We start from the raw sequence: 15289 nt of genomic DNA on the forward strand, positions 1-15289 counted from the left end.
TATGCTTCTATTACAATTTACCTGTTTATACTATTACTTATGGTCATCCTTTATGACTGGACGCAGGAGCCGTGTGTATGAGCAAACCCCGAACCCGCCCTGCCTTGGCGCAGTTTTTACAGGCGCAACGACGCAGTTTGAATCCGGCCGACTACGGTTTTCCGACAGGCGGACGGCGCCGCACGCCTGGGCTGCGCCGTGAAGAGGTCGCTGCCTTGGCCGGCGTGGGGCTGGCTTGGTATACCTGGCTGGAGCAGGGACGCGGAATCGGGGTGTCCGAAGCGTTTCTGGAACGACTGGCGCAGGTGTTTCGGTTGGGTGCGTCCGAGCGGCGACATTTGTTTTTGCTGGCGTGCCAGCGGCCTCCGGTGGAGTCGGGCCGAAGCTGGTGTCAGGTGCCGCCGCTGGTGCGCCGTTTGATGCAGGATCTGCATCCTCATCCGGCTTATATGTTGAACCTGCGCTGGGATGTGCTGGCCTGGAACCCGGCGGCTCAGGCGCTGTTTGGCTTCGAGGATCAGCCGGCGGGCCGGCGAAATCGGCTCTGGATGCTATTTACGGACGAGCGCACGCGTGTCCGCATGCAGGATTGGAAAGAGCAGTTGCCAGGGTTGGTAGCCGGATTCCGGCGGGATTTTGTAGCCGCGCAGCTGGCTCCGGACTTTGTCGAATTGGTGAACGAGCTGGAACGGGTATCGCCTGAATTTAAGGTGTTGTGGCGGCAACAAGATATTCAACAAGCCTGCCGCGGGCGGGCCTGGTTCGGCCTGGAGGGCCAGCCGATGCGTCAGTACGAACATACCACCTTGATCGTGGACCAGGACAAGCATTTGCGTTTGCAGGTCCACGTTCCGGTAGAAGAGGCGGATTATTCCGACGTGCTGGTTTCCCAGTAGACTTGCTGTATGGCCGGATGGGCGCAGAGCCGGGCCTGTAGGCGATCGCTGTCACGCGGGTCGATGGAGGTCGCCATCAGTGTTGCTTTGATTTCCACCAGGGTTTCCGCGAATGCGCTGATTTCCAGTTCGCCCAGTGGGTAGTTTTCCTGCTCCAGCAGATCTTCCAATGCCTGTGTGGCCGCTTGGCGTTGTTCGGCAGGCGTGATGATATGGATGATGTGGGTGACTTCGCTGGCCTGGGCATCCATAGGCAGGCGGTTGATGCTGTTGACCACGGGGCGCAGCAGGGTATTGGCGGCCAGCACGAACAAGGTGGCCAGCACGGCTTCCACGATCAGGTCGGCCCCGGCGCAGGCACCGATGGCGGCCGATCCCCACAAGGTGGCGGCGGTATTTAAGCCGCGCACATGGCCTTCTTCGCGCATGATGACGCCGGCACCCAGAAACCCCACGCCGGACACCACATACGCCACCACGCGGACTGCGCCGTCTGCGCCGGCAATGCGAAATGCCATGTCCACGAAAATAGCCGCGCCCACGCAGACCAGTACATTGGTGCGCAGACCGGCGGTGCGCTGGCGGTATTGCCGCTCAAAGCCCACGATGCCGCCCATCAGAAAAGCCGTCAGCAGGCTGACCAGGGTATTCAGGATCTCGTCCGGGTTGATGGTCTGAAATGCGTGCATGGCGTCCTCCTGACGATGATGGGTAAGCGCTGGGCAGGATACGTCAATTACATGTCATGTTGATGACATGAAGCGCAAGTGTCCACGGTTCAGTCCGATTTGCGCGCTGCCAGCCAGTCTCGTATCGACAGTCCGGTTTTCTGCCGGAACAGGCGCGAGAGCGCCGAAGGATTGGCATAACCCAGATCGATGGCGATGCGTTTGGCCGATTGCCCTTGGCTCAGTCGCTGGCAGGCCAGGGACAGACGCCATTGCGCCAGGTAGTCCGCCGGGGTGTCGCCGACCCAGTGTTTGAACTGCGCGGCAAAAGCGCTGCGCGACAAACCGGCTTCCTGGGCCAGAGACTGCACGGTCCAATCGCGCCCTGGGTCGGCCTGTATGGCCAGCAGGGCGCGTGCGATGGGCGGGTGCGACAGGCCGCGAAATAAACCCACCGGAATGGCACAGCGGTCGGGATGGTCGAACAGCCAGCGCAGCAGTTGCAGCAGCACGATCTCGAACAGGCGGTCAGCCAGCAGGCGGTGGCCGCAGCGCACAGAGGCCGTTTCGGCAAACAGCAGTTCCAATGCCTGGCTCAGGCCCGGAACCTCGTCCAGTGCTACGACGATCAGGCTGGGCAGGGAGCGGGCCAGCGGATGCATCTCGCCGCCGTCGAAATCCAGCGTGGCGCAGGTAAAGTCCCAGCCTTCTTGCGGCGGGTAGTGAAAGGTATGCTCCAGCGGGCGGGGGTAGAAGATCAGGCTGGGACGCTCGATCCGTATGGTCTGCGGCACCGGGTCCCGGGCATCGTGGCGTACGGTCAGTTCGCCGTGTCGCAGAATGTGTAGAAACGCGCGGCCGGGCTGGGCGGCAAAGCGCGTCACGCCGCATAGCGAACCGTTGTAGAACAGATGCGCGCGCACGCGGAACTGATCCAGCAGTAAAGAGAGCCGGTCCAGATTCATGATGCCCCCAAGGCAGTGGATGGAAAGATAACTTATGTGGATTGATCTTATCCAATAGTCCTGTTTTTGGCGAGACACTGCATCATGTCCAGCCGGACACTTTTTCGGGTCGTTGCCGGCCCCCTATTCCAGGAGCATATTATGTCCCGTCTTTCCCTGCCCGATGTTGCCCAGGCCCCTGCCGCCAGCCAGCCAGCTTTGCAGGAAATTCAGAAAGCATTCGGTGCCGTACCGGCCATGTTCCGCACTGTTTCTTTGTCGCCCGCCGCTTTGCGCAGCATGTGGGGTTCGTTCGGTGCTTTGGGCGGCGGCACGCTGGGTGCCAAGCTGGGCGAACAACTGGCGGTAGCGATTGCCGATCGCAACCGCTGCGAATACTGCCTGGCCGCCCATACGGCTTTGGGCGGCAAAGCCGGCCTGAGCGAGGAAACCCTGGCCAAGGCTCAGCAAGGTCAGTCCGACGACCCGCGCACTGCAGCCGCACTGGCGTTTGTGCTCAAGCTGGTCGATAAGCGCGGTCAGGTTTCCCAGGCCGATGTGCAAGCCGTGCGTCAGGCCGGCTTTGACGAAGGCCAGGTCGTGGAGCTGATTGCCGTGACCGCCCTGAATCTGTTTACCAACTATGTGAACGTGGCGCTGGATGTACCAGTGGACTTCAAAGTCGTGGAACTGACTGCCTGATCGCCGACACCGTGCATTGTGGCCTTTTGGCAAGGCAGTGCCGGTGTCAACAACAAAGCCGTCCCATGTGGGACGGCCTTGTTGCGTGGGCAAGCGTAATTGCTTAGAACTGATACGACACACTGAGCGAGCCGAACGTGGAATTGCGTTTTTCCACCAGTGGGCTGTCTTTGGTCTTGCCGGCCAGCGATTGCATGCCCAGGCTCAGATCGGCGCTCCAGTTGGCGCTCAGTTGGTGGGTCAGCGTGGCCGACAGACCATAGGAGCGCATCCCGCCTTTCATTTCGTATGGTTTCAATTGGCCACCGCTGGCGCGGGCTTCGTGGGCCTTGACGCCGAACCAGGTGTTCATGGCTTTTTTGCTGGACCAGTGGGCGTTGGCACCCAGGCTGAACGAGGTATTGCCCGAATCCGACATCCAGGCCAGGTAGGACAGATCCAGCATCAGGCCGCTGCCGTACTGGCTCTTGAAGGCTTGATAATAGGTCAGGCCGACGCCGAAACGACCCATTTGGTACTCGGTGAAAATACCGCCTACGCTGTGGTGTTTGATCTCGTCGGTGCCGCGCAGACGCTTGCCGTCTTTTTCCTTGCGGCCGCCTTGCATGCCCAGGTACAGGCCGCTTGTCCATTCCGGGGTGATGTTGAACATGACACCGACGGCGGGACCGTTGCCACGGCCGCCGATGAACCAGTTTTCGCCGGCGATGTTGATGACGGGAGAAGGACCGAATTTATATTCTTTCGAGCCCTCGTATTTTGGGGCATAACCAATACCGGCACCAATGGTGAAGTCAACGGCGTGGGCGGTGCCGGCGCAGGTGGCGGCCAGCAGCACAGCCAGGGTCCGCAGGCGCAGCAGGGTAGAGAAGGGGGTAGTCACGAGGCGTCATCCTTTAATTGATTCGTGAAAGCAAGAGGGCGTTTCAGATGCATGCAGGCTGATCGTAGTCAGCCATCCGTGAAACAGCCGTCAAGGCTGCAAGCGCCTTGTGCTTTGTTGGGAATCCGTTCGGATGCGCCCGTTTGTAGGGCGTGGGGCGAGCCGGGTGCGACTGTATCCGCTCGCTGTGCTCCGTGCCTGCCCGCAGCGTGCTGGAGCAGGTCGGTCAGTGTGCGCGCTTGATTGCAGCGCGCGATAAGAAGCGGGCCTTAGCGTGCCTGGAGCCGGCGCGTCCAGTCGGACAGGGCCAGCAGTTGCTTGCGGATATAGCCTTCGGTGGCCTGGTCGTGCAGTTCGCCTTGCTCGTTGATCAGGTTCTGGGCGGTGGGAATCATGATTTCAGGCTGATTCAAGGGATGCACGTTTAGAAATACCAGGGTCTGGCGCAAGTGGTATTGCGCCCGTGCCGTGCCCAGACGTCCGGCGCTGGCTCCCATGATGGCGGCGGGCTTGTTCGCAAAAGGCTGGTCGGAGCCGCGCGAAGCCCAGTCAATGGCATTTTTCAGGACGCCGGGCATGGAGTAGTTGTATTCGGGGGTGACAAACAGCAGCGCATCGGCCTGGGCGATTTGCTGGCGCAGGCGCTGCACGGATTCCGGGAAACCCTGCTGGTAAATATCGTCGTTGTAGAGCGGGATGTCGTCGATCCGCGCATGGGAAAACACCATGTGCTCCGGTGCCAGCCGCTGGGCGCAACGCAGCAGGGCGGCATTGAAGGATTGTTGGCGCAGGCTGCCGCAGATGCCCAGGATCTTGATTGTTTCTGCTTGGCTCATGGTCTGAACTCCGTGTCGGGAATGGATGGGGGAATGCTGTATCGCCCGCTTTCGGCCTGCGGGCGGCGGATCAAGCGCCAGTGTATCCAGGGTGTGACAGGATGTCGCGGCATCAGACCGGGCCGCGGTCGATTTCGCTGAGCGGGTGATTCACCTCGAACAGCCGTCCTTGTACGCCGTCGATGCCGAAGCTGTTCAGCCGGCGAGTGTGCATCTCCAGATAGGCCTGCGCATGGGCGTGGTCCGTGAACAGGTAGACGCCGCCCGCCGTGCGTTCAGCCTGGTTTTCCGTCCAGATTTTCCAGATCAGGCCTGGTTCCTGGGCGATGGACTCGGCCAGTTCGCGCATGGCGGCGCTCATGTCGGCACCCCAGGGACCCGGATAGGGAAAATCAACATACAGCACGGTACTCATGAGAGGCTCCATTGAAAACAGATCCGCTTCATCTTACTCTTGTCGACTTGCAATGGCCGTGTTCTCTTTCGCGCAGCGTCGATGCGCCAAGAGGCTGGGTCTGTTCGATTTTCAGGAGCCTGTTGTCATGCGTTGTCTGATCGTGCTGGCCCATCCTGTGCCAGGTAGTCTGTGTCATCATCTGGCCGCCCAAGCGCAGCAGCACTTGCGGCAGGCAGGACATCAGGTCGAGGTGCTGGATTTATATGCGCAGGGGTTTGATCCGGTGCTGAGTGCCCAGGAACGCCGTGCCTATTACGCCAAGGGCGAACCGCCTGTGCCTGATTCCATGCAGCAGGCGTTGCTGCAGGCCGAAGGCCTGGTCTTGTGCTTTCCTACCTGGTGGTTCGGCTTTCCGGCCATTTTGAAGGGTTGGTTCGATCGGGTATGGAGCCCCGGCGTGGCCTTTGATCATGCCGACGACTTGGGTCCGATCCGAGCCCGTTTGACGAATCTGCGGCATGTGCTGGCCATGACCACGCTAGGCTCGGCCGCTTGGGTAGACCTCCTGGTGATGCGGCAGCCAGTACGTCGGGTTTTGCGCGGTGCCTTGCTGGGTGCCTGCGCCCCTAAGGCAAAGCTCGATTTTTTGTCTCTGCATCGTAGCGAAACGGCCACACAGCAGCGCGTTGCGTCCTTTGAGGCCAAGATCGGCGCACGGCTGGCCCAATGGCCCCGTGACTGAAGCAGGCGTATAGTCGTCGTTTTTGCCCTTGGCTTGCGGGTGCATCATGTCCTGGACCGCTTTATCGCTGGTAGTGGTGGCTGCGTTTATTCATGCCGGCTGGAACCTGTTGTCCAAGCGGGCTGCCGCAGCAGGGGCGCACTTTGTATTCGCCTATTCGATCTTCGCCATTCTATTTTATTTCCCGGTCATGGTCTGGGTGTTGGTCACGCAGGGCAATATGCCCTGGAACACGGCCACGATTACCTGTCTGGTGCTCAGTTCCTTGCTGCACATGGCCTACAGCTTGAGCCTGCAAAAAGGCTACCAGATGGCCGACATGTCCGTGGTCTACCCGATTGCGCGCGGCACAGGGCCTTTGCTGTCCTCGGTGGGGGCCTTTGTCTTGCTGGGTGAGCCGGTACGTCCGCTGGGCGTGTTGGGCATTTTGATGGTGGTGGTGGGGATTTTGTTGATCGCCACCCAGGGGTATTTGCGCCGCTTCCTGAATCCTGCCTCGCTGACCGGCGTGCGCTGGGGGGTGCAGACCGGCCTGCTGATTGCCGGCTATACCGTGGTCGATGCGTATGGCGTCAAGGTATTGCTGATTTCTCCCTTTTTGCTGGACTGGTTCAGCAATGTGCTGCGCGTGGGCATGCTCTCGCCCTATATCGCCCGTCAGGGTCGGGCGGGTTTCGCCAAGCTGTGGCCCCATTGGAAGCTGGCGGCCGGCGTCGGCTTGCTCTCGCCCTTGTCCTACATTCTGGTGTTGCAGGCGTTGGGCATGGGGGCTCCTCTGTCCATGGTGGCCCCCGCGCGCGAAATGTCCATGATGGTCGGGGCCATTTTAGGCATGGTGGTGCTGCGCGAACAGGTCAATGGCTGGCGTTTGCTGGGGTGTGCGGTCCTGATCGGCGGCGTCATTTTCCTGACCTCCGGGCCCGCCGCTTAACGCCGCTCTTGAAATAGGGCCGGACGCCCCTATCTGTCTGGGATAGGGCGCGCTGCGGCGCGTGGCCAACCACTCTTTTTTGCATACTCATCATGAGCCAGACAGATACTGCGAATATGTCCGAAACCTTGGGCTTTCAGGCCGAAGTCAAACAGCTTCTGCACCTGATGATCCATTCCTTGTACAGCAACAAGGAAATTTTCCTGCGCGAGTTGGTGTCCAATGCCTCCGATGCCTGCGACAAGCTGCGCTTTGAGGCCATCGACAATCCCGCCCTGTTGCAAGGCGACGGCGAACTGCGCATCCGTGTGGATTTCGACAAAGAACAGCGCACCATCACCATCGACGACAACGGCGTGGGTATGTCGCGCGACGAGGCCATCGCCAATCTGGGCACCATTGCCCGTTCCGGCACCAAGGAATTTTTCTCGCAGCTGACCGGCGACAAGCAGAAAGACACCCAGCTTATCGGCCAGTTCGGCGTGGGCTTTTATTCGTCCTTCATCGTGGCCGACAAAGTGTCCGTGCTGACGCGTCGCGCCGGCGAGGATCAGGAAGCCGTGCTGTGGGAGTCCACGGGCGAAGGCGAATTTACCATTGCGGCGGCCGAAAAAGACACGCGCGGCACCACGATTACCTTGCACCTGCGCGACGGCGAGGACGATTTCCTGGACGGCTGGCGCTTGCGTAACGTGTTGCGCCGCTATTCCGACCATATTTCTCTGCCCGTGCAGATGCGCAAAGAAGATTGGGACGAAGAAAAGCAGCAGCAGCTCAAGCAGGACGAGTGGGAAAGCGTCAACCAGGCCAGCGCTTTGTGGACGCGCTCCAAGTCCGATATCTCGGACGAGCAATACCAAGAGTTCTACAAGCATATCTCCCACGATTACGACAATCCGCTGGCCTGGACGCATAACCGCGTGGAAGGCCGTAGCGAATATACCCAGTTGCTGTTCGTTCCCAAGCAAGCCCCCTTCGACCTGTGGGACCGCGATGCGCGCCGTGGCGTGAAGCTGTACGTCAAGCGCGTGTTCATCATGGACGACGCCGAGCAGTTGTTGCCTGGTTACCTGCGTTTTGTCCGTGGTGTCATCGATTCGGCCGACCTGCCCCTGAACGTGTCGCGCGAAATTCTTCAGGAAAGCCGCGATGTGCGTGCCATCCGCGAAGGCAGCGCCAAGCGTATCTTGTCCTTGCTGGAGGATCTGGCGGAAAATCAGCCCGAGCAGTACGCCACATTTTGGAATCAGTTCGGCCAGGTCCTGAAGGAGGGTACGGGCGAGGACATGAGCAATCAGGCGCGTATCGCCGCCTTGTTGCGCTTTGCGTCCACGAACCAGGAAGGCTCGGCACAGACGGTGTCGCTGGCCGATTACATCGCCCGCATGAAGGAAGGCCAAGACAAGATCTACTACGTCGCTGCCGATTCCTTTGCCGCTGCCTCCAACAGCCCGCATCTGGAAGTGTTCCGCAAGAAAGGCATCGAAGTGCTGTTGATGTCCGACCGGGTGGACGAGTGGATGCTGTCCTATCTGCGCGAATTCGAGGGCAAGTCTTTGGTGTCCGTGGCCAAGGGCGGTCTGGATCTGGATGCCTTGGCCGATGAAGAGGAAAAGAAGCACCAGGCCGAAGTGGCCGAAACTTTCAAGCCTCTGGTGGAGCGCCTGCAAGCGTCCCTGGGCGAAAAGGTCAAGGAAGTGCGCATAACGGCGCGTCTGGTGGATTCGCCAGCGTGCGTGGTGGTCGATGCCAACGAACTGAGCCCGCACTTGCTGCGCATGTTGCAGGCGGCCGGTCAGGAAGCACCCGAGGTCAAGCCTATCCTGGAAATCAATCCGGACCACGAGCTGATTGCCAAGGTGCAGGCGGCCGACGACGCGGCATTCGGCGAATGGGCCTTGTTGCTGCTGGAGCAGGCCATGCTGGCTGAAGGCGCGTCTTTGCAGGACCCTGCCAGCTTCGTCAAGCGCGTCAACCGCTTGTTGTTGAACCTGTAAACCTGCGTTGCCGGCATCAGGCCGGCGTGGCGGTTCAGGCTATGGGACCCCGTATCCTTGTTGTAGGGATGCGGGGTTTTCTTTTGTGTATGTGTTGTCCGGCAAGTCGGCAGTTTGGTGGACAACGTGAAGCATCAGCTGCCTGATTATCGATTTATTCAGAAAGGAAAATGAGAGTAGTTTTCATTTGCATTTTGATGTTTATACGCAACATTGTGAGTGGGAATCGCACTTTCCTGTCGCTGAATGACGCAAAAAGTCATTTTTTGCTTTAGATCGATAATAGTAATGATTAACATTAGCGTCTCTAATATAAATCATTCGTTTGTGTGCAAGTCTCTTTTATCACCCCGGCTTCTGCGGTGTAAGGGATGTCTTTTGCCGCGAAAAAGCGATTATTTCTTTCGGAGCTGGTGATGTCATTTTTCTCTGCCCAGCCGCCTCGTCGTTTTGCCGAGACGGTCCTGTCCGCCGCGCTGTTTGCAGCTTTGGCCAGTCCTGCCCTGGCCCAGTCAGCGGACCCAGGCGTGGCTGAACTGAAGTCCATTCGTGTGCAAGGGTCGGGGGGCGCGAACGGCATTGATGGTTTCCAGGCCAACAAGGCGCAGTCGGTCAAATTTTCCGAGTCGCTGCTGAACACGCCGCGCTCCATCACCGTGATTCCCGAAGAAGTCATTAAAGATCGCGGTGCCACGTCTTTGCAGGATGTTCTGCGCACTACGCCCGGCATTACGCTGGGTTCGGGCGAGGGCGGCACACCTGTGGGCGATCGTCCCTTTATCCGTGGCTACGAAGCTAGCACCGATATTTTCATTGACGGTGTGCGCGACTACGCACGCGGCTCGCACGAGACCTTCAATCTGGAATCGGTGGAAGTGCTCAAAGGGCCCAGCTCGGCCTTTACCGGACGCGGCGGCACCGGTGGTAGCCTGAATCTGGTAACCAAGTCGCCCAAGCTGAAGGACTTTTTTGAAGTGCAGGCAGGGTATGGCACGTCTGATCAGTATCGTCTGACCGCAGACGGCAACTATGCCTTTACCGACACGGCGGCGTTTCGCCTGAACCTGATGCGCATGGGGGGCGATATGCCCGGCCGCGACGGCGTCACGATCGACCGTTGGGGCATTGCGCCGTCCATCGCCTTTGGCCTGGGGACGCCCACGCGTGTGACTCTGTCCTACTCCCGCCTTGAAAATAAGGACATGCCGGATCTGGGCGTGCCATTCAAGAACGCCGCCAATCCAGACCGCGTGACGCCCTTGGAAGCGGATCGGGACAATTTCTACGGTCGCCACAATGTCGACTTTCGCAAGTATACGGCCGATACCGCGTCGGCCAATATCGAGCACGACCTGAATGACCGTTTTACCGTGCGCAACGTGACCCGTTACAGCAAGACGCTGAATCACTACCTGATGACGCGTCCTTCGTTTGACAACTGCACGGTCCGTTCGCGCGGCGCTTGCGTGACCGAAGGCGAAGGCTTGCAGTTCCGTCGCGATAACCGCACGAACTACCGCATTTCCGAGTCGCTGCTGAATCAGACCGACGTGTACGGCAGTTTCGACACCGGTTCACTGAAGCACGATATTGTTGCGGGCGTGGAGTTCAGCAAGGAAGAGATCTCCAACAAGAGCATGACCGGTGGCCCGGCGCGCGAGACGGATTCGTTCTACAACCCGAACCCCAACCGTCAGTACAACTATTCGCTGCAGTACGGCCCCAAGACCAAGAGCGGCGACATCAAGACGCGTTCGGCGTATATTTTCGACACCATTACCATCAACGACCAGTGGATGGTGAACGGCGGCCTGCGTTTTGACCGCTTCGAAGTGGACAACACCACGTCGTCCCGCAAGGACGATATGTGGAACTACCAATTGGGCCTGGTGTACAAGCCTGCCCAGAACGGTTCCATTTACCTGAGCTATGGCACGTCCTCCAACCCTTCGGGTGAAAACCTGGGGCAGGCGGGTGGCGCGGACGGCCCTGCCGGTGGTTCCGCCATTCACGAGCTCAAGCCCGAGCGTAGCCACAGCTGGGAGCTGGGCACCAAGTGGGATGTGGCTGACGAGAAGCTGTCTCTGACCGCCGCCATCTTCCAGACCGACAAGAAAGACGCGCGTTCTACCGACCCCTTGACCGGCGATGTGTCGCTGAGCGGCAGCAACCGCGTGCGTGGTCTGGAACTGGGCGCGGCAGGTGCGATTACGCCCAAGTGGAACATCTGGGCCGGTTACACCTACCTGGACCCCAAGATCAAAGAGTATCGCAACCGCAATGCGGTCTACGACGGGAACCAGATGAAGTTCATCGCCAAGCAAAGCTTTAACGTGTGGTCGACCTACAAGGTGCTGCCCGAGCTGACTCTGGGTGCTGGCGCGACCTATGTGGGCGAACGTTACGTGGATGATGCCAACTCCTTGAAGCTGCCTTCCTACTGGCGTTACGATGCGATGGCCCGCTACGACGTGAACAAGAACATTGCGTTGCAGTTCAACGTGAACAACATCAGCAATGTACGCATGTATGATGCTTCTCACGTAGGTATCTTCGCCAATGTGGGCCCTGGCCGCTCCTACATGTTGAATGCGACGTACCGCTTCGAGTAAATAGCGCGATCTCCGTAGAGCTGGATGGGCCGCCCTTTGAGGCGGCCTGTCCGTTTCCGGGGCGCACGGCTTTTTTTGACAGGTGCCTGATGCTGATTACCCTTCCCGATGTCCTGAATCCCGAACAGTTGCGCGATTGTCGGCAAGCCCTGGAACAGGCGCAGTGGGAGGATGGGCGCAAGACCGCAGGCTATCTGGCCCAGCAAAGCAAAAGCAATCTGCAGTTGCCGTTGGACCACCCGGTGGCCCGCCAGATGGGCGAATTTCTGATGCATGTGTTGGGGCAGCACAGCGGTTTTATCGCGGCTGCCTTGCCGCTGCGCATGTTGCCGCCGCGCTTTAACCGCTACGAAGGCGGCGGGCAATACGGCAATCATATCGACAATGCTATTTTTACGATTCCGGGTACCAGCCAGCGCCTGCGCACGGATGTGTCCAGCACGCTGTTTTTCAGCGACCCGCAGGAATACGAAGGGGGCGAATTGATTATCGAGGATGTGTACGGCACGCAATCGATCAAGCTGCCCGCCGGACACATGGTGGTCTACCCCGGCACCAGCCTGCATCGTGTCGAGCCGGTTACAAAAGGCACGCGTTATGCGTCTTTTTTCTGGACGCAGAGCATGGTGCGCCATGCCCACCAGCGCAAGCTGCTCTGGGAATTGGATCAAAGTATTCAGCAGTTGGCCGGGCAGGGGGCCGATACGCAAGAGCTGTCGCGCCTGACGGGCATCTACCATAACTTGCTGCGCGAATGGAGCGATGCCTGACCGTTCTGGAGTCCGATGACCATGACACATGTTCCCTTGCCGCCTCTGGCCAGCATTCCGGCCGATATTGCCAGCCTGGCTGATTACGAACCGTATGCCTGCGCGCGCATGACAGCGGGGGCCTGGGCGTATTTCAGCGGCGGCGCGGCCGACGAGCTGACGGTGCAGGACAATCTGGACAGTTACCGGCGCTGGGGCTTGTGGCCGGCGGCCTTGGGCCAGTTCGAGCAGGCGTCAACGCGCCTGGAGCTGTTTGGGCACAGTATGGCTTATCCCATTTTGCTGGCTCCGGTGGCTTACCAGCGGCTGGCTCATCCGCAAGGGGAACTGGCCAGCGTGTTGGGGGCGGGTGCGATGGGCGCAACCAGCATCATCAGCATGCAGGCCAGCCACGCCTTCGAGGATATTGCCGCCCATGCTCATGCACCCTTGTGGGCGCAGTGGTACTGGCATCCCGATCGGGATTTCATGCAGGACTTGCTGCGCCGGGTGGAGGTGGCCGGATATCGGGCGTTGGTGTTTACCGTGGATGCGGCAGTCAATGGCGTGCGCAATCGCGAGCAACGTGCCGGTTTTGCCTTGCCGGACGATGTCCAGGCCGTGAATTTGCGTGGCGCGCCAGCCGCACCAGCCGTTCTGGGTGCCGCCGGCAGCAGCCCTTTGTTTGGCAGCGGCCTGCTGGATCAGGCCCCAAACTGGAATGACTTGGCCTGGCTCGTGCAGGAAAGCAGGCTGCCGGTTCTGGTCAAGGGAATCATGCGGCCCGGCGATGCGCTGCGGGCGCTGGATGTGGGGGTTGCCGGCATCGTGGTGTCCAACCACGGTGGGCGTACGCTGGATGGCGCGCCTGCGTCGCTGGATGCGCTGGGGCAGGTCTGCGCTGCGGTGCAGGGGCGCGTGCCGGTGCTGATGGATGGAGGCATACGGCGCGGTACCGATGTGCTCAAGGCGCTGGCTTTGGGAGCCAGGGCCGTGTTGGTGGGGCGACCCTATGTGTATGGCCTGGCGGCGGCAGGCGCGGCTGGTGTGGCCCATGTGCTGCATATTCTGCGCGCCGAACTGGAAGTGGCGATGGCCTTGACCGGTTGCAATGATCTGGCCGCTATCTGCCCTGATGTGCTTTACCGGCGCTGATCGTCTTGCTTGACACTGTTCGGGATGGGACCGGGTTTACGAGGTTTCGGGTAGAGCGGTCGCGGGCCAGCCATGTTCGCGCGCGATGCGCCGCCAGTCGAAATGCGGGCCGGGGTCGGTCTTGCGCCCCGGAGCGATATGTTCGTGGCCGCGCACATCGCGCAGGCTGTGGCGCATGCGCAGGGCGCGGGACAGGCGGGCCAGCTCCTTGTATTGTGCGTCGGTAAATGGCACGAAATCGCTGCCTTCCAGCTCAATGCCGATAGAAAAGTCGTTGCAGCGTTCCCGGTCCTGAAAGTGCGAGACGCCCGCATGCCAGGCGCGTCGGGTCGTGGGCACGAACTGGATGATGTGGCCGTTGCGCTGGATCAGAAAATGCGCCGATACCTTCAGGTCGCGGATGTTCTCGAACCAGGGGTGCGCGCCGATATCCAGACGGTTCTGAAAGAAGTCGCGGATGTAGGGGCCGCCGAACTCGTTGGGCGGCAGGCTGATATTGTGCAGCACCAGTAGCGTAGGCGTGTCGCCGTCAGGGCGCTGGTCGTGGTTGGGCGAAAGCGCGCGCGTGACATTGGCATGCGGCATCAGCCAACCCTGCCGGTCCAGATCGTAGGCGTGGTGCATGCGGGCCATGGCGGTCTACTGGCGCGGGCCGCGCTTGGCGTGTTCCAGGCTGCACCAGGTGTGATGGTTGCTCATCAGGGCTTCGGAACGGGGCAGGTGGATGCCGCAATGGGCACAGCGCACCATGGCTTCGCCTTGCTTTTGCGAACGGGGCGGACGCATGGTGGGATTAGGCGGCATTTTTTTGCGCGCTTTGCTATGCGACACGATGCGGGCAATGATCATGGCTGCCAGAATGACCACTACCCAAAATAATGCTTTACCCAATTGTGCCTCGCTGCAGAATCACTTCCAGGACGAAACGGCTGCCGGTGTAGGCCAGCAACATGAAGGCAAAGCCCGCCAGCGTCCAGCGCAGGGCGATGCGGCCGCGCCATCCGTACTGTTTTCGTCCCCATAATAAGCCACCAAATGTAACCCATGCCAGCAAGGTAAAGATGGTTTTGTGGTCGGCAGGCAACCATGTGCCCGCCACAGCCAGGGAAACGGCGGCACCACTCAGGATGGTCAGGGTCAAGATGACAAAGGACACGCGTATCAGGCGAAACAGCAGATCTTCCTGGACCAGCAGCGGGGGCAGGGTGTCCAGGGCGCGGCTGAGCAGACCGTGGTGCTCTTCGTGTTGGATGGGACGGTGCAACTGGCGGTCCAGCGCGGTCATCAGGACGGCATGCAGGGCGGCGACGGTGCTGAGGCCATAGGCGACCAGGGCAATCAGCAGGTGGATACGTAGCCATTCGTTGCCGGCATGGTTCACGATGTGGCCTTGCGGAAAGGCAATGGCCAGCAGGCTGACGATCGTGGCGGCAGGCAGTAGAATCAGAAGCAGGCTGTCCAGGCGCAGATACAGGCTCTGGAACCAGAACACCACCATGCCCAGCCAGATGGCGGCCGACAGCGCCAGTGCCCAGCTTAAATGCAGACCGTGAGGCAATACAATAGTCAGCAGCAGCCCTGCGCCATGCACGATGATCGCGCACAGCAGCGCGATCCGGCTGGGTGCATCAAGCACCGTACGGGCGCTGCCTTGTGTCAGCGGACGCCACAACGAGATCGAAAGCACGATGTATGCCAGCGCGGCGAGCAAGTGAAATACAATACTTGCAGACATAAGTCCCGGATTTCCTGAAAGACAGTACGGGGCGTACCCCAA

At 60.1% G+C, this 15289-nt stretch carries 16 protein-coding genes; 8 read left to right on the top strand and 8 right to left on the bottom strand.

Annotated features, from left to right (window positions below):
• The first annotated feature begins 77 nt into the window (after positions 1-77).
• On the top strand, positions 78-896 hold the full coding sequence (locus tag AADW57_RS03430; RefSeq protein WP_341668659.1) for a helix-turn-helix transcriptional regulator: 819 nt from the start codon (positions 78-80) through the stop codon (positions 894-896).
• Here AADW57_RS03430 and AADW57_RS03435 read toward each other — a convergent pair.
• Both AADW57_RS03435 and AADW57_RS03440 read right to left on the bottom strand, forming a co-directional pair.
• On the bottom strand, positions 869-1585 hold the full coding sequence (locus tag AADW57_RS03435) for an MgtC/SapB family protein (RefSeq protein WP_341668660.1): 717 nt from the start codon (positions 1583-1585) through the stop codon (positions 869-871). The two genes, AADW57_RS03430 and AADW57_RS03435, sit on opposite strands and share 28 nt — an antisense overlap.
• Before the next feature lie 89 nt (positions 1586-1674).
• Positions 1675-2529, bottom strand: coding sequence for an AraC family transcriptional regulator (locus AADW57_RS03440; RefSeq protein WP_341668661.1), 855 nt, complete (start codon positions 2527-2529; stop codon positions 1675-1677).
• Positions 2530-2670: 141 nt separating this feature from the next.
• On the opposite strand from AADW57_RS03440, the gene AADW57_RS03445 reads away from it, so the two are divergent.
• Positions 2671-3210 carry a carboxymuconolactone decarboxylase family protein gene (locus tag AADW57_RS03445; RefSeq protein ID WP_341668662.1) on the top strand — a complete coding sequence of 180 codons (540 nt, stop codon included), beginning with the start codon at positions 2671-2673 and terminating at the stop codon, positions 3208-3210.
• Positions 3211-3313: 103 nt separating this feature from the next.
• On the opposite strand, the gene AADW57_RS03450 is transcribed toward AADW57_RS03445, so the two are convergent.
• The 3 genes from AADW57_RS03450 to AADW57_RS03460 form a co-directional block, all read right to left on the bottom strand.
• Positions 3314-4093: a MipA/OmpV family protein gene (locus AADW57_RS03450; RefSeq protein WP_341668663.1), complete on the bottom strand. Its 780-nt coding sequence runs from the start codon at positions 4091-4093 to the stop codon at positions 3314-3316.
• Positions 4094-4362: 269 nt separating this feature from the next.
• A complete protein-coding gene (locus AADW57_RS03455) occupies positions 4363-4929 on the bottom strand; it encodes an NADPH-dependent FMN reductase (RefSeq protein ID WP_341668664.1) in 567 nt (188 codons plus the stop codon).
• Between the two features lie 112 nt (positions 4930-5041).
• Positions 5042-5344 (bottom strand): monooxygenase, encoded by a 303-nt coding sequence (locus AADW57_RS03460; RefSeq protein WP_341668665.1) that lies wholly within the window; start codon positions 5342-5344, stop codon positions 5042-5044.
• A 127-nt stretch (positions 5345-5471) separates the two neighbouring features.
• On the opposite strand from AADW57_RS03460, the gene AADW57_RS03465 reads away from it, so the two are divergent.
• From AADW57_RS03465 to AADW57_RS03490, 6 genes are all read left to right on the top strand, one after another.
• Complete coding sequence (locus AADW57_RS03465; RefSeq protein ID WP_341668666.1) at positions 5472-6068, top strand: NAD(P)H-dependent oxidoreductase; 597 nt, start codon at positions 5472-5474, stop codon at positions 6066-6068.
• A 46-nt stretch (positions 6069-6114) separates the two neighbouring features.
• A complete protein-coding gene (locus AADW57_RS03470; protein ID WP_341668667.1) occupies positions 6115-6999 on the top strand; it encodes an EamA family transporter in 885 nt (294 codons plus the stop codon).
• Between the two features lie 92 nt (positions 7000-7091).
• Positions 7092-8996: a molecular chaperone HtpG gene (htpG, locus tag AADW57_RS03475; RefSeq protein WP_341668668.1), complete on the top strand. Its 1905-nt coding sequence runs from the start codon at positions 7092-7094 to the stop codon at positions 8994-8996.
• A 416-nt stretch (positions 8997-9412) separates the two neighbouring features.
• Positions 9413-11608: a TonB-dependent receptor gene (locus tag AADW57_RS03480; RefSeq protein WP_341668669.1), complete on the top strand. Its 2196-nt coding sequence runs from the start codon at positions 9413-9415 to the stop codon at positions 11606-11608.
• Between the two features lie 89 nt (positions 11609-11697).
• Positions 11698-12378 (top strand): Fe2+-dependent dioxygenase, encoded by a 681-nt coding sequence (locus tag AADW57_RS03485; RefSeq protein ID WP_341668670.1) that lies wholly within the window; start codon positions 11698-11700, stop codon positions 12376-12378.
• A 21-nt stretch (positions 12379-12399) separates the two neighbouring features.
• The gene (locus AADW57_RS03490; RefSeq protein WP_341668671.1) at positions 12400-13512 is read left to right on the top strand and encodes an alpha-hydroxy acid oxidase; all 1113 of its coding nucleotides are present in this window, start codon (positions 12400-12402) and stop codon (positions 13510-13512) included.
• Between the two features lie 36 nt (positions 13513-13548).
• On the opposite strand, the gene ampD is transcribed toward AADW57_RS03490, so the two are convergent.
• The 3 genes from ampD to AADW57_RS03505 are packed head-to-tail and all read right to left on the bottom strand — an operon-like array spanning position 13549 to position 15247.
• A complete protein-coding gene (ampD, locus tag AADW57_RS03495) occupies positions 13549-14145 on the bottom strand; it encodes a 1,6-anhydro-N-acetylmuramyl-L-alanine amidase AmpD (RefSeq protein WP_341668672.1) in 597 nt (198 codons plus the stop codon).
• A gap of 6 nt (positions 14146-14151) precedes the next feature.
• The gene (locus AADW57_RS03500; RefSeq protein WP_341668673.1) at positions 14152-14403 is read right to left on the bottom strand and encodes a PP0621 family protein; all 252 of its coding nucleotides are present in this window, start codon (positions 14401-14403) and stop codon (positions 14152-14154) included.
• Positions 14396-15247: a cytochrome C assembly family protein gene (locus AADW57_RS03505; RefSeq protein WP_341668674.1), complete on the bottom strand. Its 852-nt coding sequence runs from the start codon at positions 15245-15247 to the stop codon at positions 14396-14398. Before AADW57_RS03505 ends, AADW57_RS03500 begins: the two co-directional genes overlap by 8 nt.
• Positions 15248-15289 lie beyond the last annotated feature (42 nt).

It is taken from the genome of Alcaligenes sp. SDU_A2, from assembly GCF_038237375.1.
Classification (GTDB): domain Bacteria; phylum Pseudomonadota; class Gammaproteobacteria; order Burkholderiales; family Burkholderiaceae_B; genus Alcaligenes.